Origin of the sequence: Acinetobacter sp. ANC 4173 (assembly GCF_004331255.1) — a bacterium.
Classification (GTDB): Bacteria; Pseudomonadota; Gammaproteobacteria; order Pseudomonadales; family Moraxellaceae; genus Acinetobacter.
On the sequence record NZ_SJOF01000005.1, the window covers coordinates 98,036 to 116,418 of the forward strand.

An 18,383-nucleotide genomic window follows, 5' to 3' on the forward strand; every position below is an offset into this window, starting at 1 on the left:
TCACGGTTTTTACCAAACTCTCTTCTCTTAACAGAGATGTACCAAGAACATTAAATTTGCTTCACTTAGATATTGAGCATTCACGAAACGCACTTTAAGTCTCTAAGCAAACCTTCCAGATTAAGCAAACGAATGACATAGCACAACTATAGAATCACCACAAATGCGAATAAATCCCCAAAAACTGGTATAATTTGATAAATTGATATTATTTTTTAATAATATTGAGACATACATCAATAAATATCATTATTTCAATAATTTAATAAAATTTTATGACAAATAATAGCTTTGAGCTCTAAACAACTTTAAAAAAATACTTTAAAAACAATCACTCAATAGCAAAATGTTTGCTCTGACGTCTCTGATTAAACAGCTGAGCGAAACAGCCTTCAATGCTGAAAGCAAAAATTATCTGGAAGTAAATCCTAAATCAATCAATTCTAGCAATGGCTTCTCTCGCGAAAAGCCAAAGTACTCTGATTCATTTAAACTGGAAGCCCGACGTGAACAGATGAGCAATTTTTAGCGATAACTCATTAAGAAAACATGAAATTATTTGAAGAAATCAGCAGTCAAGTCATTTCCCTATTTATCCCCAACCAGCGATCGGAATATTCCGATAACATATTGCCCATATGTATGGGGGTAATCCCACTAAAAATAACATTGACCCGAGAGAGTATTATCAACAGATAATCTCTCTAAATACTTAAAATATTTTGTTGAAAAGCGATCAAACTTAAGCTTCTATTTGCAAAGTTTTGTCTGATTCGATTGTAGTAAATCTCAATAGGTTCTAACTAGACTTGATTGGTTCGTTTTTAAGTAGAAAATACACTGCCGTGTAGCATATGACTTTTTGATGGATGTATGAAAGAAGCTTTCAGATACTGCAATCCCCGCAGTTTCTTCGCCTAAATATAATTTGAATTTAATTACTTGTCTGTAATCGTACTCTAAAATCACAATACAGTATCGTTAGCCTAAAAGCATAGCTTCGGAAGGTCATAAGCATAACACCTGATAGAGTTTCCTAACGGACGATTGCAGAATGAAATGCATCACATACCAATTGACAGTTTATGTGTGAGCTAGTTTTCCAACCACGAATTGACGACTAAATTGATTCAACATTACCCATTAGTACAACCAGCCTTCTTTAATTCCAATAGAGGCAATGTTTATTGTCCCAATAGTAGCGACTAAATAACTAAAAATAGGTGATCCAGTAAATTTTGCGTTATGAGCAAACGATGATTTTAATCGATTGCATGACTTAAACAGTAATACTTCCCAAGGTAGCCAGCTAATATCTCTAAAATTAACATTCCATTCTTTTTAAAAGGACTATCTATCCAATATTTTGTCTAGGATCACCTTAATTGGTTTAATTTTTTATTGCATTCATCATCTGTATAACCTGCCGAATAGCATTCACAGTTTTTGTCAGACTATCTTCTGTTAAGGTCGGATGTACCAAAAACATTAAACTGGTTTCACCTAATTGTTGAGCGTTCACTAAGCGTGTTTTTGGTCTCCAAGGAGTACCTTCAAATGCTTGTTCTAAATAAACTTCTGAACAAGAGCCAATAAAACATGGTACGCCTTGTGCAGTAATTTCATTCATAATACGGTCACGTGACCAACCTGCTGGTAATTGTTCAATATTCACCTGCACATAGCACTTATAGTTGGCATGTACATAATCTTGGTTTGGATAATTTACCGAGAAATAATGACTATTTTGAAATACAGCCAATATACGCTGCGCATTCTGTGTACGTTTTTTTGTCCATACTGGCATCTTTTTCAATTGCATGCGCCCGAGCACGGCCTGCATTTCTATCATGCGCCAATTGGTTCCAAAAGAGTCATGTACCCAATGGAAACCCGGTGGGTGTTGTTTATGGTAAATGCTGTCATAATTTTTACCATGGTCTTTATAGGACCACATTTTTTTCCATAAGTTTTCATCATTGGTGGTAACCATCCCACCTTCACCACCAGTGCTCATAATTTTGTCCTGACAGAACGACCATGCCCCAATATGACCAATCGAACCCGCTGATTTTCCTTTATATTGTGCCCCATGTGCTTGAGCACAATCTTCAATGACAAATAGACCTTTTTCTTCCGCCAATTGCATGATTGGATCCATATCACACATCCAGCCCGCTAAATGTACACAAATAATGGCTTTGGTATTCGGGGTTAATACCGCTTCAATCGTATTTCGAGAGATATTTTGAGAATCCAGCTCAACATCTGCAAAAATCGGATTAGCTCCTGCAGTAACAATACAGCTAGCAGATGCAAGAAATGTTCTGGATGTAACAATTACATCATCACCAGCGCCAATATTTAAAGCTTTTAAAGCAACATCAAGTGCTACCGTACCATTCGCTAGTGCTACGGCATATTTGGTTTGGGAAAATTGGGCAAATTCCTTCTCAAACTCACGACATTCTTGTCCAGTCCAGTAATTGACTCGATTAGATAGTAATACATGAGTTACAGCATCCGCTTCTTCTACTGTGAAGCTTGGCCATGGTTCAAATGTAGTATTTAGCATCTTTTCTACTTAAATATAATCTTGGGCATTGATATTAGGTGTGGTATCTACAGGACATACCGCATGAATAAACTCAGCTACATTAGGTAGAGCATCAAATTCATGCTTAAGAATTGCTACATCGTATACATCATGCCATTCTCCCTTACGAAAAATCGCTTCACGTTGTCGACCTTCAACCCTCCAACCACATTTTTTAACATAAACACCCATACTTGGCCCATTGAAGTCTAAAATTGGACCATATAAACGTCTGAGTCCAACATTGTAAAATGCCCACGCCATGGCTAACATAATTACTTCTGTAGCAAAGCCTTTTTTATGTTTTCCTGGTAAGATTTTTATTGGCAGATTAGCTGACTGATTATGCCAATCAATATCCCACAATCCTGTGATACCAACTGCTTCATTCGTTTCATTATCTATAATAACTAAGCGATAATTTGAATTATTTGTATTTGACTGAATCCAACTATTTTGGGCAAAAAGAGAAACAGGAAATGACCATCCAGATACATTTCCAGCCACCAAAGGATCATTCATCAATTTTTGCAATAAAATATCATCGTGTAACTCAATTGGTCTAAGAGACACATTATTAGATTTAATCATGACACTATTTCCCATTTGGCTTCCGATAAAGCGGAAAGTATTCTGTTAACTCTCCAACCCTGCCAGTTTTATTTAACAATTTCATATAAATATCAGAGTTCACGACAATACGATGCGTTTTAAATAAATGCTCATTCGAACTGAATCCTTTTTTATATTCATATAATGAATCCAAACACGCCCCTAAGCCTCCACCAAGATGCAAGAGGGAATATTGATTTTCACGACCCCAAGTTCTTGCGATGTGTGTAATCAGCTTAGCAGGTTGCAAATTTCGATAAGCATCTAGAGTGCCACCTAAATAATATTGAATAATTCCACTTTCTTTACAATAGGTATAGATTGAAGCAGCAATTGGATTTTCCATATGATAAGCTGTAATTAATAGAATTCTTCCTTTTAGATTTTTTGCCAACTCTATAAAATATAAATCATCGAAAAAATAAAATTCTGAAGCATTCAAATGCTTCATGGTTTCAGTATAAATTTTAGAAAAGATTAAAGCATTATTTTCATTGAATTCTTCAATCTTTGTATATATAGAATGCTTTAAAGCCTTTTTAATGCCTCGTTGATGTCTATTTTGAGTTTCAGCCCAATGTTCCTCTTCTGTTTTACTCAAATCTGAAGATAATGTTGGTCCATGCTCAACAATAATGCCAAATGTACTATTCCATCCAATATTTAATATTGGGTGTAATCGTATAAACCAAGAAACACAATTCTGCTCCTTCAAGAAATGAATTGATTTTTGCAATAGCTGATCAATTTCTTGGTGAGTTAATACATTATCTCCTAATGGACCACTATAACCATATGGAGAGGTTGCATCCCAAAATACATCATCTATTTTTCTGATAATTAAAGGAAAAAGTAATTCACTATTCTCTGACTGAATAATTAGCCCTTTCGCCTGACCACCATCAATGACTGCTGAAGATTTTAGCCAGCCACTTAAATGATATATATCAAAATTAAATTTCTTTACTACTACATCCCATTGATCATTTATATCAATTAAAGAGCATTTCACATTAGAATCCATTTTTATCATTTTCTGTTAACCTCAAAATTAGAAATTAACCTTTCACCCTCAGTGCCTTCTTCTATTAAGGATGAAATTTTAAAAACCTGACTTAATGATATATATCAAAATTATTTTTCTACTGTGAAATCGGATTGATTATCTATATCTATTCCAATAGTATGTCACATTAGGGGGCATTATTTTTGTCACCTTGTTTATTCCCTGTAAATAAAGGCATAGAGTGACCTGATTCATCATTTATATCTTCTTTCATCAAAACAACTTTGATCGTTTTCAGCATAATTTTAAAATCCAACCAAACGGATTGATTTTCGACATACCAAATATCGAGTTTAAATTTTTCATCCCAACTAATGGCATTACGTCCATTTACTTGTGCATAACCAGTTATGCCTGGGCGCACATGATGGCGCTTGGCTTGTTCTTCATTATAAAGTGGTAAATATTCCATCAGTAAAGGACGTGGACCTACTATACTCATATCACCTTTAATCACATTCCATAATTCAGGCAATTCATCCAAACTGGTAGATCGCAACATTCGACCAAAGGGTGTTAATCGTTTAATATCTGGTAAAGGGTTCCCTTGGGCGTCGATAGCATCATGCATACTTCTAAATTTAATCATTTCAAAAGGTTTGCCATGTAATCCTGGACGAACTTGACGGAATAACACTGGTGAACCCAAGTTTTTTTTTACCTTGTATGTAACATATAAATATACTGGCGATAATAAAATGAGCGCAAAAGAAGCAATCACAATATCTAGGAAGCGTTTTATCATTTTCAGACTCCTAAAATATTTTGTAATCGTCGATTTACTTTTTCAACATCAAATTTATCGATTGCAATTTTGTGGCTTTCATCTCCCATAAATCGAATCTGTTCAGGATTCTCAATGAAATAAATCATATATTCAGCTAAAGTTTTGGAATCCCACTTTGGAATAATGAAACCATTCCGATTTTGAATTACAGTTTCTCGGCAACCAGGAACATCTGTAGTAATAATTGCGCGACCTATTGCCATTGCTTCTTGTGTGCTCCGAGGTACACCCTCACGATAAGAGGGCAATACAAATACATGACTATTCGTGATCCAGTCTTTTACATTATTCACTTGACCTCGATACTCAACAACACACGAAGCAATCAAATCATCCAACTCTGCTTGTTGTAGTGCGCCAATATTAAAAGTATCTATTTGTCCAAGAATCGTAAACTGTGTTTTAGGATATTGTTTTTTCACCAATTTAGCGGCTTGAACAAACTCATGTATTCCTTTTTCTTTAAGTAACCGACCAATGAATAAAAATTTAATAGGAAGTGAAATATCATCAACGGGTTGATATGGATATTCTTGTAAATTTAAACCAATTCCACCGAGGATCACTACTTTTTTTACTTTTATAGAATATGTTTCCAATAAATCTTTGGGATCATCTGGATTTAAGAAAACAAGTTTATCAAGCTGTGGCAATGCTATTTTATAGAGAAAAACCTGAATGTATCGGATAAATTTAGTTTTATGGCTTAGACCCTCTGGCTGCTCTGTAAAAGTGTAACCCAGCCCCTCAAGCATACCGATTACACAAGGTACTTTTGCTAGTTTCGCAGCTAATGTGCCAAAAATGACAGGCTTAGAAAAATAGGAAAAGACCACATCAGGATTTATAGTCTTTATTTTTTTTAAAAGTTGATAAGTTGCGACAATATCTGCCAGTGGATTTAATCCACCACGGTTTAAAGTATAGGTAACTGGGATGGCACCCAGTTGTTCTATTTTATTTACGTCTTCTGCATTGTATTGAGATGTAAAAGCATATATTTGATGCCCCTGCTTTAAGAGGCTACGGATTAAATCTGCACGAAAATCATAAATGCTAGATGCTATCGTGCCAATAAACACTATCGTACTCATAATTTTTCAGCTTTTTTAATTTTTTTAAAAATTATTTTTTCTACATTTAAGAGACAAACATAAAACATTTTTCCAATAATGTGTTCCAGTTTTCTCTTTTAACTTCTCTAATTAAAATACTTTTTTTGATCTATGTCTGTTAAATACTTTCAAATAATCATCGATTTTGTTGCAAAAAGTTTAAAAAAAAATTAAAGCTTACCCAAGTAACAAAAACCAAGATATAACTTAGTCATAAAGTCTATCTAAATTTTGCAAATTTATTCAGAATGGCTATTAAGCATACATCTCATGAATCGAAAAAAATTCTAATTTAATCATTAAACTACATTGTATAAACATACCAAAAAAACTTGCGCCCCCTTCCCTAGCGTTAGGTTCGACGTACTACAAGCTTTGTAAGTCAAAGCACGTAAAATTCTAGCGAATTATTTGAGGTTGATTGTAAACTCGTCAATTACTAGCACAATAATTTTTAGGCTCAGGTTATCCATCGAAAATTATGTTGATGAATAGTTCTTGAGTAATGTCTTTATACAACCAAACTACTTTTATCAATTTATATCTGATGATTTTTATTAAAGTAGCTTATCTACAAAATGAACTTTCCAAAGCTCCTACTTTCTATTCACAACCAAGTTTAATAATTCTTGCATTGCTTTTGCATCATGATCAGATAAATTTCGATTTCTTCTCTTCGAAAGATTTTGCCCTAAACCCAAAAAACCAACTGTATAAATAAAAAAATATTTAAAATTAAAATATATAAAATTATAAATCTTATTATTAATTTTATAATAATTTGTTATTTTATGTTGATCTAAACATGTTTTCAAAATATTATCGATAGAAATGTTTCCAAATTCACGATAAAAAAGAAGTAAATCCGGAAGAATTGCAATTTTTAAATCTTTTTGATCATATGTACGACACCACAACTCAAAATCTTCTGCACGAGGGTAGTCTAAACTATATAAATTTCTTAAATACCATTCTTTTCTAGCCATCACAGTTGGATGAACAATATGAAACTTAAATGGTTTAGATATTTCAGTAGTAAGTGAATTTACACATCTAAATCCACAGACTATATTCTGATCATCTATAGATACCAAACCTGTAGAAACCAGATCAAATGCATTATTCTCTAAAAGATACTTCAACTGCATTTCCAAACGACTAGGATGCATAATATCATCTGCATCCATCCTTGCTATAAATTTACCTTTTGATTCTTTTATTAATTGATTTAGACGATAAGGTAATTTTTTATTTTCACCATCACAGAACACTCGAATCCGCTGATCTTCACAAGCAAATTCTTTAGCAATCTTCAAGGAATTATCTGTTGATCCGTCATCGACAAGAATCAATTCCCAATTTGTGTATGATTGACAAAGTACAGACTGAATAGCAAAAGCCAAGTACTTTTCAGCATTATAAAATGGAATACCTACACTAATAATAGGTGCATTTTCAGATTGATTTATCATATAAATAAAAGCCAATGTAAATTAAAATTAGCATTAAAACATAATGAATTTTTATATTTTCTTTAACAAATGGTGAATAAAATAATGGTGAAATTAGCAATGGAATAACACACCACGAGAACAACCCCCAACGATCTGAAAATGGCAATTGAAATGCCATAAACATAGTAATACTTGCAACAATATAATAACAAACAAGAATATTATATTGGGATAATAAGTGACTATCAGATAACTTATTTTTAATATGTAAAGCTACAAGCAGAAAAAAAGTATTAAAAATTACAAACTGCGGCTTAAAACCAATGATGTATTCAGTGCTATCTTCAGAAAAATAACCTGCATGTCTATCATCACCTAAAAAATCTAAAAATAATGATGAGAAGTTTAAAAAACCATAATTGAAGTAAGATAAAATTACAGAAATAAAATAAATAAGAATTAGTAAATTTAAGGTTCTATATTTATTAATGGCAACAGAAGAAATAAATATTAAAATTGGTATAATTGAAGTCAGATGAAAAGCTAATGACAAAAGGATAAAAAACAAAATTATAATATTATTTTTCTTACTAACCCATAAAGAATAAGCAAATAATAAAATAGACAAAGACACACCTTGCCGAATAACATTAATACTCATACTCAAATAAAAGAAAAAGGACATACATGCAAAGAAGGAAATAAGCACGTTTGATTCATATATATCACTATAGTTCTTAAGTGATTTGTAAGTAAATATATAAAATAAAAAAGAAATTAATAATAAAAAACAACTAAAGTTTAAATCAAAAAATCTAAGTACTGATGCAATTAAACCAAATAAAAAATCACCATTAAAATCTATCTCAAGTGTTTCATACCAAAGAATATTGAGATAGTTTCCTGTATCAGTTCCAACATCATAAGCCCTAAAACCAACAAGTAATATCAAGGATATTAAAGGAAATATAACTAAATATTGACCTAATTTGTTTTGCAATATGACATCTTTCTTGATTTCTGAAGATAGCACAGAAGCTACAACCAAGCATGCTGTAATAAAATAAATTAGATTATATAGATTCAAAAAAACAGCATTATCAATTAGCATCATTCTATATTCTATCCATATTTTTATAAAAATTTAAAAGCTGAACAGCATTTTTTTTTATATCAAAACCATACTTAGATAGTACCTCAATATTACAATCTAAATTTACTGGATTTCTATCCTTAAATTCCTCGATCCATGTCTCAATGTCATTTAATTCTTTAAAGTAAATTAGATTCACACCAAGATCAACTTCTTTTGAAATTTTAGAAGAGATTATAGACTTTAAACCAATCGCTTGGCTTTCTACCAATACGACTGGAAACCCTTCATGTAGTGATGGCATTAACATAACATCTGCTCCAGCCATTAAATTTGGGATATCCTCTCTAACACCTAATAAATATACATTTTTATCTAAATCATAATCTTGAATGATTCTTCTAATACAGTTTTCTAAAGGACCATGACCAACTATAAGAAAGGTAAAAGAAACACCTTGCTCTTTTAATTTTTTAGCAATCTCTAAGGAGAATCTATGATTCTTAACTTCACTCAACCGACCAACTTGAATAATTTTCAACCCTTGAATATTTTGATTAAAGCTTTTCCAATAGTTTTTATTTTTTTTTGCTATTTGACTATATTGTTGCAAATCAATAGAATTATTTAATAACCACACACTTTCTGTTGTGCCAAATAAATATTCTGCTGCTTCTATACCACAAGCTATTTTTTGTGTTGATAAGGTTTTATTTAAATATATTGCAACTCTTTCATATAAATTGGCCATTACTCCAAATTTACCATTACTTGTATTATGCGAATGCGAAATTCGATGCTGAATACCAGCCCTTTTTGCTGCCAGCAAATGAAAGGCATTACTTAGCAACATATGTGCATGTACAATTCGATATTCAGAGTGTTGTCTTAAAAAACTTGTTAGCTTAAACATTCGTTCAATTGGATTCTTAGCAAGAATTGGAAAAATTCTGCCTCCTAGTTCATGAATTTCATCGTCATAGTCACCCTTTTCTTGAGTAAATGTTATAAAATCAAATTGAACCAATGTACGATCAATATTACGAAATAAGTTCATTAACATGGTTTCTGCACCAGCACGATTCATCTTACCAACTATATGTAAAACTCTAATCATCAAAGATCTCCATCCATGAATTTTTGAAATTTTCGGTATTAAATCGGATTGAATTAATTAGAGCAGCTTCAGAAAGTAATTTTAGATATTCAGGGTTATTTGCAATTTTATTCATTGCTGCTGAAAAGCCCATCTCTTTATGCTCAAAATGGACAACAATTCCAGATTCATTAAGTAATTCTAAAACACCTGGTAAGTGATCAAAGACAATAGCTGGAAGTCCAAAAGCTTGACTTTCAATTAATACTAATGGCGTTACTTCTTTCCGAGAAGGTAGAAGAAATACCGTAGCATTTTGATAAAATTTTTCAATATTAGCGATACGACCAAACATTTGAATATTATTGAGTTTTTTACCATAGATAATTTGACTTAGCTTATCTATGTCACCATCACTTAAACCTACTATCTGTAAAGTCCAGTCATCGTTTTTAAAGAGTGCCCACGCTTCTAAAAGAATATCAAACCCCTTAACCGATATGTCATTTCCTATTGCAAGAAATTTCTTTTGTGAAAGATTAGAAACGATTAAATTCGAATCAATTGTTAAAGGGTTATATATTAAAAACAGTTTATTTTTAGATAACTTATTGTAATTACTCCATAAATTCATCTCATTTTGAGACAAAACAACAATTTTGAAGCATTTTAATACAGCATAATGTCTTGATATCTTGAATAAAATTTTATTAAAGTTTCCAATTAAAGAAAAATGCTCCCAAAGAATCAATTTAGTTTTTTTGGGTAAAATAAAACCATTAAATAAAATTGAATTTGAATCCAAGTTAATATAAAAATCTATTTTTTTTTCATTAAAAATTTTATAAATTTTGAGATTCTTACCAAGAATGCCACCCCATACCTCTGATAAACTTATAACATTTACTCGTTGGTCTAATTTATAAAAGGACTTCCCAGACTCATTAACTAAAATTGTAATGTTATATTTATCTACTGATAAATTACAAAGGATACACAAGATACGTTGTGTGCCGCCAGAATTAGAAAGATTATTAATTAGAAAGGCTAAGTTTCTATTATTAAAGATTGACTCATGCATATTTAACCCCTCTAATTTTATGAAATATTTTCAATAAAAAAACAATTAGTCCAATATCCACTCTAGCAATTTTATGATAAATATTATTGAAAATTAATTTATTATTATCATAAATTGAATTATATAAAATCTGTATCGATTTTTTATTCTCATAAAACTCAGTTTTGCTCTCCAAAAGTAAAGGGATAACAAATATTCTCTTTGATAACGATTTTAATTCCAAACAGTAACAATTAGTTAGATTATTTTCCTTAACATAATCTGTTAGCTCAGAAATAAACAACATAGTATCAAAAAGCACTTTAATTTGAATAGGCTTTCGACTTGTAGAGTTTGGGCTTAGCATCTGATTATAAAATACTTTATTTAAAACCAATATTTTACAAGCATGACAATATACACTATAGACAAATAACATATCTTCACCATGCTTAAGATTAGTATTAAATAAAATTTTATTTTCTTTAATTTTTTTTAAACTAAAAAAATGTAACCAAGCACTTACAGGCTTAAGTTCATTTTCCAGTAGGAATTCATGTAAATTATCATATATTTTTTTATTTTTAGGTTTTCTTTCACCTATGATTTTTAAATCTATATAGGATCTAACACCAAACTGTATGATATCTACATCAGATACCGCAGCCTCTTTTAATAAATATTCAATTGTATTTTTATCTAAATAATCATCACTATCTAAAAAATAAATCCATTCACCTTCAGCCAAATTTATTCCAATATTCCTCGCTACACTTACACCCTCGTTTATCTTATTAACTAAAGTTATTCTTTTATCTTCATCTGCAAATTTTTTACAAATTTTCAATGAATTGTCAGTGCTTCCATCATTCACTATAATAATTTTTATATTTGAAAATGTCTGATTTACTACAGATGACAAGCATTGATCTATAAAATCTTGTGTATTATATACTGGAATTACAATAGTGACTTTAGGTTGAAGCATATTAATCACCTAGAAAAAATAAAATGATTGATAATTTTCCAATAAGATGTTTAATTTTTAATAGTCAATTTTATTTATAAAATTTAAGCTAGTAGTAAAATTTACTATCATTTGTACTTATCTAATTTACATGGTAAAGAGTAAAATCAAAACCTAGTACTCATCTCTCCTTACTAAAAATTCAAAAAAATTTGTTATAAATTGTTTCAAGTATCAATATATTTCATGAATAGGTAAAAATTATTTATATAATAATCATTAAATATATTTAAATTTAATAATATACCTACAAATTCATTTCATTCATCAATATTCTATACTTTTTAAGTATATGAGATTGTATAACAATAGCTACTTAATCCCAAAATTATCTATACCATCTAATAATATATTCTATTTCCCCATAATTTAAACTAAAATTTAACCCTATGCCAATACTTTTATCATATCTAAAATAACTAAATTACGCCCACCAACATCAATAATCTAAACCATTGAAATATTTAATTTATTTTAGCTCATATAAGTTTTAATCTTCTTATCAAGACTAAAACACCCTACCTTAAATAAGCTTTTTTTTCTTTTTATCAATAGTTTTTTTCATTTAAATCAGCAATAAAATTTTTAAAATAATATCGACAACTATAAACTGATCCATCACTTATTAATCAGTTTTCACTTAAAAAATATTTATGAACTTCCAAGGAGCCACTCAATTAAATACTCACAACCCAATAAATACCATGTTAAAACAAATCATAATTCACTTATATTAAACAAACAACCCAGAAAATCCAATTGCATTTTTATAAAACTAAACACTCATAAAACTATTTTTTTAATTTTATATATTCTTTAATTAATAGTTTATGTTTTTTTTCAACACCTAAATAATATATTATAAAAATCGTAATTAATGAATCGATTGCAAAAATAACCAAAAAATCAATAAAACTATTTACATGAAAAATTCTATCTACGATCATGACAATTAAAATAATTGAACCAGTCGTCATAATCACATTAACCAAAACGGTCCGAATAAAATCAGACACATCAAATTTATCGATCAGGCCTTTCACTATCCATATATTCACAAATGCACCAAAAACACTATTAAATATAAAAATAACATAAGCATAATAATAATCAAAACCCAATTTAAACAAATAGTAAACTAAGGGAACTGATAGAAAAATAATAGTTCCTGTTAAAAAACTAATTTTTTTTACATTACCTGTAGCATGAATTAGTATAATAATTGGATTAAAAATTACATCAATCAAACTAGCTATCAACATCAAAACAATAATATTTTTTGCATACTCAGGTGGAGACTTAAGCCATAATTTCAAAATATAGTCAATATTTGATATAATTGGAGCACAAAATATCAACATTAAATAATAAGCATATTTAGCCGAATAGGATGTTAATAGGTTCATTCTTTTAGTTTCATAATCAGCATAACTCCTCATCAATTGAGGTTTTACCGCAATTAAAAGATTACTAGATAAATTCTGTAAAGCTGCATTAATCTGATTACTTACCTGTATACTCGCAACGGCTATCAATCCAAAAAAGTTATTCATTAACAGGGTTATTCCATGCGTTTTAAAAATTACACAAAAATTCCCATACAAATCCCAACCAATAAAAATTATTATCTTTCGTAAAAAATCATTATCTATATAAAATGTTATTCTTGTTTCATCAACATTTAATTCACTGTAAATTACATAAATTAACCTAATAAAAAAAACTATACAAAAAACCCCAATAGCATAATATAATAACTTATCATGAGTAAATAAAATTAATATAGCGGCTAATAACAGCTTTAAAGTCGTATCAAGTATGGAAATTAGAGCATATATTCCAAACTTTTCTTTTGCCATTAGCATTGATTCAAATGGAATAGTAACGACCAAAATAAATAGTGATATTACAGACAAGTGAAAAACTTGAAAAGCAATATTAATTTTATCTACCGGTATTTTAATATACGAGTTAATCAACCAAATACCTATAATCTCCACTAATAAGCAAAGAAACAACCCAATAAAAAAATGTAAAATAAGAGCTGTAGAAAATATTTTCTGAATATAAAAAATACTACCTTTCGCTAATTCAACATTTAAAAAACGATTCATTGCACCAGACAAAGCAGTTTGAAAGAAAGAAATTAATGCGACAACTCCAACTATTGTTCCATATAATCCAAAGTCTTCTACACCAAGATTTTCTAACAATATTCGTGTTGAGTACAAACTAAGAACAAGTGCAACCAAGAGCCTAACATATAAAGCCAGAGTATTATTTAAAATAATTTTATTTTTAGACATAATTTAAATCAACTTTTAAATATGCATATATATAAAAATTTCTTTATTTAATTTTCACCAAACTACATAGGCTGGTCTATGATTTAAAAAATTTTTATTATACTTTCCTGTAAATTACTTATATTACCAGTATTGAATTCATATTTTATAGGTCATTTAGTAATATTACACACCACTTTACCTAGTGTATTTTTAATTATATTAAAAAAATCATACAATCGACAAAGTGCTGTCACTAAATACAATACTGTAATTGTAGACCAGAAAATTTCAATCTCTTTCCATCCTATCCTGCCTGCATCATTTATACAAATACTACACCACAGTGACACCGCATCTTTACTACCAGACTGTAGTAAAGCTTGCACTATCGGAAAAAATTATAATTGCACTGTATAATTTGATGTATTAGTATATTTAATAAACAACCTCAATCGCACCCAAGGATTGAAATATATTTATAATTTACAATAGGGTACAGGGGGACAGAGTGAAATTACTACAATATATTGGCCTTTTAGGGTTCACACTCAGCACTGTCGGTTGTGCTCTAGCGCCAGGCCTTCAAACTTACAATTTACCTGAACAAGGTATCTACCAAACTGAACTTGGTAGTACAGTGCATGTCATTCAACTTAATCAAAATACTGTACGTGGTTTAAATCAAACTTCAAACAGCGATCTACAAGATTATTCTAGCTTATTTCGCTATTCCCAACTCTCATACAAGTTGAGTCCAGGCGATATTCTATCCATTTACTTGTGGGCTTATCCTGAAATTACACCTCCAACGAGTAACGTTTCCAGCGACCAATCGGCTCAAGCCAATGGTTATCAAATTGATCAAAGCGGCTATATTCAATTTCCGATGATTGGCCGCTATAAAGCTGCTGGAAAATCACTCCCTCAAGTGAATCAAGAGTTACGTAGTCAACTCTCTCGTTATTTAAAAACACCTGATGTGATTGCGCGTGTCTTGTCTTATCAAGGCCAGCGTTATTCAGTCCAAGGTAACGTAATGAGAGGTGGGCAATTCTTTCTGAGTGATCAACCCGTCAGTGTTTATACCGCTCTTAGCATGGCTGGTGGGATTAATACGCAATATGGTGATAACACCTCTATTACATTGGTACGCCAAGGTCAAACTTACAAGTTGAATAGTATTCAACTCGAAAAATCTGGTTATTCTTTACACAATTTGCTTATCCAACCCAATGATACACTTTATATAAATTCTAAAGAGGACCAGAAGATTTATGTCATGGGTGAGTCTGGCAGGAATCAATCTTTGCCCATGCGTGATCAAGGCATGACCTTAAGTGATGTTCTGGGAGAAAGCCTCGGTATTGATTCAAATACTGCAAGTGCTAAACGAATTTATGTACTACGTAGTGACCCGAGGCAGCAGCAAACTGAACTGTATCATATGAATTTAATGAGTCTCGGTGATTTCGGTTTAGCCAATCAATTTAGAATGCGTAGCAATGATATTGTTTATGTTGACTCTACAGGCTTAGCCCGTTGGCAACGTATCATTACCCAAATTTTACCGTTCTCTAATGCTTTGTATAATATTGATCGATTGGGAACTAACTAATACATATTCAAAAGATTCTTATGGGCTGTATTGGAAATATTTGTCCTTGTCCGATGGCGAAATACATTTCCAAGCAGAAATTTCTTCAATTGCATATTGGACAAGCATAGCCGTTTCTCAAAGGGAAAATATTTCGTTTGAGTTACTGATAAGGTAAAAATATTTCCAATCCTTACCAGCATGAACGAGCCGTTTTTGATGACACCTGTCAACTTATACAAATCTGTATAAATGACTGGAAACAATAAATTTAACCCATAGATAATAAAATTATGAGCCAAAATACCAATAAAGTAGAAACAAGTGATTTAAAAGAACTATTTTTTTCACTCATCGCTCAATGGAAACTGATTGCGTTATGCACCATCTTAAGCTTGGGGTGTGCACTGCTTTATTTAAGAGCTACACCTAATACTTATGCTGTGAGCGCTTTAATTCAGGTGGAAGACAGTAAAGGGGCTGGTACCGCTGCCTTACTCGGTAATTTATCTTCCATGGTAGATCAAAACTCACCAGCTCAAGCTGAAATCGAGATTCTAAAATCTCACTTAGTACTCGGGAATGTCATTCAACATCTCAACCTAGACTTACAAGTCTCTGGTACAAAACACTCATTTTTCGATCGTTTACTCTCTCCACATATTTATAAAACCCAGTACACCACTCAATCTGTCCTGTTTAAAGATAATGAAAAAGCATTCGAAATAACACAATTTAAAGTTCCAGAAAACTACGAAGATCAAAGCCTTGAACTCCGTTTCACAGATCATCAATTCAGTTTAACAGATCCCAAAACTGAGCAAGTTCTGCTTACCGCCAAGGTCAATCAACCGAATAGCATTCGTACTGCTGATGGCGTATGGAATCTTACTATTCACACTCAAGATCAACTCAATGAGACCTATCTCATTCAGAAACAATCTTTACCTGCAGCAATCGATAATATCCTCGCCAATTACTCAGTTGCAGAAAAAGGCAGGCTCACTGGTATTCTAGGACTAAACTATCAAGGCACAGATAAAGAGCATATTATCAAAGTACTGAATGCTATTTTAGTCTCGTACAGCCAACAAAACATTGAACGTCGTTCTGCAGAAACCGCACAGACGCTGAAGTTTTTAGATGAACAACTACCTGAGCTAAAACAACAACTTGATGTTGCCGAACGTGAATTTAACAAATTCCGTGAGCAATACAATACGGTTGATGTCACCAGAGAGTCTGAGCTTTATCTTACACAAAGTATTAACCTTGAAACTCAGAAAATTGCCCTACAACAAACACGTGCTGAATTGGCACAGAAGTACACCGTTGAACACCCTGAAATGAAACAAGTTAATGCTCAACTTGAAGCAATTAACAATAAAATTAATGAACTCAATACAACACTTAAGCAATTACCCGACTTGCAACGCCGCTATTTACAGTTGTACCGTGAGGTCGAAGTTAAACAACAACTCTATACCAACTTATTAAATTCTTACCAACAACTACGTATTTCCAAAGCAGGTGAGATTGGCAATGTTCGTATTGTCGATACTGCAACTAAACCAATTAGACCGATTGCACCAAAAAAATTACAGATTTTAATGTTATCAATTTTCTTAGGTGCTTTCCTCGGTACACTTTTAGCTTTTCTACGCAATATGCTACGTACAGGCATTAAAGATTCAGCTCAAATTGAAAATGTATTAAATCTGCCTGTGTATGCAACTGTTCCACATTCGCCTGTACAAGAAAGTCATCGTAAACTGCTTGAAAAGCAGAAACATATTCCAATTCTTGCAGTTGAAAATAGTGATGATATTGCGATTGAAAGCTTACGTAGCATGCGTACCGCTATTCAATTTGCGCTCAATCATGCACCTAACAATATAATTATGATTTCTAGTCCAGCACCAGAACTAGGTAAATCCTTTATTTCCACCAACCTTGCTGTAATTTTAGCGCAAACCAACAAGCGTATATTGTTGATTGATGCCAACCTACGTCGCGGACATTTACACCAATATTTCAATCAAGATAATCAAGCAGGTTTAGCAGACTTTTTAAATGGTCAGCAGCCACTGGAACAAATCATCAAACATACAGAAGTTGAAAATCTATCTTTCATTACATCTGGTAATAGCCCAGCAAACCCTTCAGAATTATTGAGCATGGATGGCTTTAAAAATCTACTCGAACAGCTCTCAGGTCAATTCGATCATATTATTATCGATACACCACCAATTTTAGCGGTGACAGACAGTATTATCATTTCACAATATGCAGGTGTGAATCTTGTGATTGCACGTTATGCGAAAACCCAAATGAAAGAGTTAGATCTTGTGATTAATCGTTTTGCACAAGCCAATACCAAAATTACGGGAATCATCATCAACGATATTCAACATACTGTAGATTCACATTATGGCTATAACTATGCTTATGGTTATAAGAGTTCGAAAAACGTTTAATTTATTTTCAAAATCTATTCATAGAAAGAACGAGCATCATACCCGTTCTTTCTTACTTATATGATCAAACCAAACACTACATAGTAGTCAAATAGTTGGATGAATCCTCCATCCTCCC

General features: G+C 31.6%; 13 protein-coding genes and 1 pseudogene. 3 read left to right on the top strand and 11 right to left on the bottom strand.

The genetic code is table 11. The features are described 5' to 3' along the window. Positions 1 to 1,390: 1,390 nt before the first annotated feature. The 11 genes from E0H94_RS08080 to E0H94_RS08130 form a co-directional block, all read right to left on the bottom strand. On the bottom strand, positions 1,391 to 2,575 hold the full coding sequence (locus tag E0H94_RS08080; protein WP_131325924.1) for a DegT/DnrJ/EryC1/StrS family aminotransferase: 1,185 nt from the start codon (positions 2,573 to 2,575) through the stop codon (positions 1,391 to 1,393). 9 nt (positions 2,576 to 2,584) lie between these two features. After that, complete coding sequence (locus E0H94_RS08085; protein ID WP_131325925.1) at positions 2,585 to 3,187, bottom strand: GNAT family N-acetyltransferase; 603 nt, start codon at positions 3,185 to 3,187, stop codon at positions 2,585 to 2,587. A gap of 4 nt (positions 3,188 to 3,191) precedes the next feature. Continuing rightward, positions 3,192 to 4,241: a GNAT family N-acetyltransferase gene (locus tag E0H94_RS08090; protein WP_205679294.1), complete on the bottom strand. Its 1,050-nt coding sequence runs from the start codon at positions 4,239 to 4,241 to the stop codon at positions 3,192 to 3,194. Between the two features lie 160 nt (positions 4,242 to 4,401). Beyond that, positions 4,402 to 5,019: a sugar transferase gene (locus tag E0H94_RS08095; protein ID WP_131325926.1), complete on the bottom strand. Its 618-nt coding sequence runs from the start codon at positions 5,017 to 5,019 to the stop codon at positions 4,402 to 4,404. A 2-nt stretch (positions 5,020 to 5,021) separates the two neighbouring features. Further along, the gene (locus tag E0H94_RS08100; protein ID WP_131325927.1) at positions 5,022 to 6,155 is read right to left on the bottom strand and encodes a glycosyltransferase family 4 protein; all 1,134 of its coding nucleotides are present in this window, start codon (positions 6,153 to 6,155) and stop codon (positions 5,022 to 5,024) included. A gap of 617 nt (positions 6,156 to 6,772) precedes the next feature. After that, on the bottom strand, positions 6,773 to 7,648 hold the full coding sequence (locus tag E0H94_RS08105) for a glycosyltransferase family 2 protein (RefSeq protein WP_131325928.1): 876 nt from the start codon (positions 7,646 to 7,648) through the stop codon (positions 6,773 to 6,775). Further along, positions 7,632 to 8,744 carry an EpsG family protein gene (locus E0H94_RS08110; RefSeq protein ID WP_131325929.1) on the bottom strand — a complete coding sequence of 371 codons (1,113 nt, stop codon included), beginning with the start codon at positions 8,742 to 8,744 and terminating at the stop codon, positions 7,632 to 7,634. The genes E0H94_RS08105 and E0H94_RS08110 overlap by 17 nt, the downstream gene beginning before the upstream one ends. A 1-nt stretch (position 8,745) precedes the next feature. Beyond that, positions 8,746 to 9,840 (bottom strand): glycosyltransferase, encoded by a 1,095-nt coding sequence (locus tag E0H94_RS08115; protein WP_165495597.1) that lies wholly within the window; start codon positions 9,838 to 9,840, stop codon positions 8,746 to 8,748. Next, positions 9,833 to 10,900 (bottom strand): glycosyltransferase, encoded by a 1,068-nt coding sequence (locus E0H94_RS08120; RefSeq protein WP_131325930.1) that lies wholly within the window; start codon positions 10,898 to 10,900, stop codon positions 9,833 to 9,835. Before E0H94_RS08120 ends, E0H94_RS08115 begins: the two co-directional genes overlap by 8 nt. Next, complete coding sequence (locus E0H94_RS08125; protein ID WP_131325931.1) at positions 10,893 to 11,867, bottom strand: glycosyltransferase family 2 protein; 975 nt, start codon at positions 11,865 to 11,867, stop codon at positions 10,893 to 10,895. Before E0H94_RS08125 ends, E0H94_RS08120 begins: the two co-directional genes overlap by 8 nt. A gap of 830 nt (positions 11,868 to 12,697) precedes the next feature. Beyond that, positions 12,698 to 14,212, bottom strand: coding sequence for a lipopolysaccharide biosynthesis protein (locus tag E0H94_RS08130; protein WP_131325932.1), 1,515 nt, complete (start codon positions 14,210 to 14,212; stop codon positions 12,698 to 12,700). Positions 14,213 to 14,702: 490 nt separating this feature from the next. Here E0H94_RS08130 and E0H94_RS08135 point away from each other — a divergent pair, with 490 nt between their 5' ends. The 3 genes and pseudogenes from E0H94_RS08135 (at position 14,703) to E0H94_RS08145 (ending at position 18,265) form a co-directional block, all read left to right on the top strand. After that, a complete protein-coding gene (locus E0H94_RS08135; RefSeq protein WP_131325933.1) occupies positions 14,703 to 15,809 on the top strand; it encodes a polysaccharide biosynthesis/export family protein in 1,107 nt (368 codons plus the stop codon). Further along, positions 15,809 to 16,057 (top strand): annotated as a pseudogene (locus E0H94_RS18670) (hypothetical protein). The gene E0H94_RS08135 and the pseudogene E0H94_RS18670 overlap by 1 nt, the downstream one beginning before the upstream one ends. Before the next feature lie 24 nt (positions 16,058 to 16,081). Further along, positions 16,082 to 18,265 carry a polysaccharide biosynthesis tyrosine autokinase gene (locus E0H94_RS08145; RefSeq protein WP_131325934.1) on the top strand — a complete coding sequence of 728 codons (2,184 nt, stop codon included), beginning with the start codon at positions 16,082 to 16,084 and terminating at the stop codon, positions 18,263 to 18,265. The last annotated feature ends 118 nt before the right edge of the window (positions 18,266 to 18,383 follow it).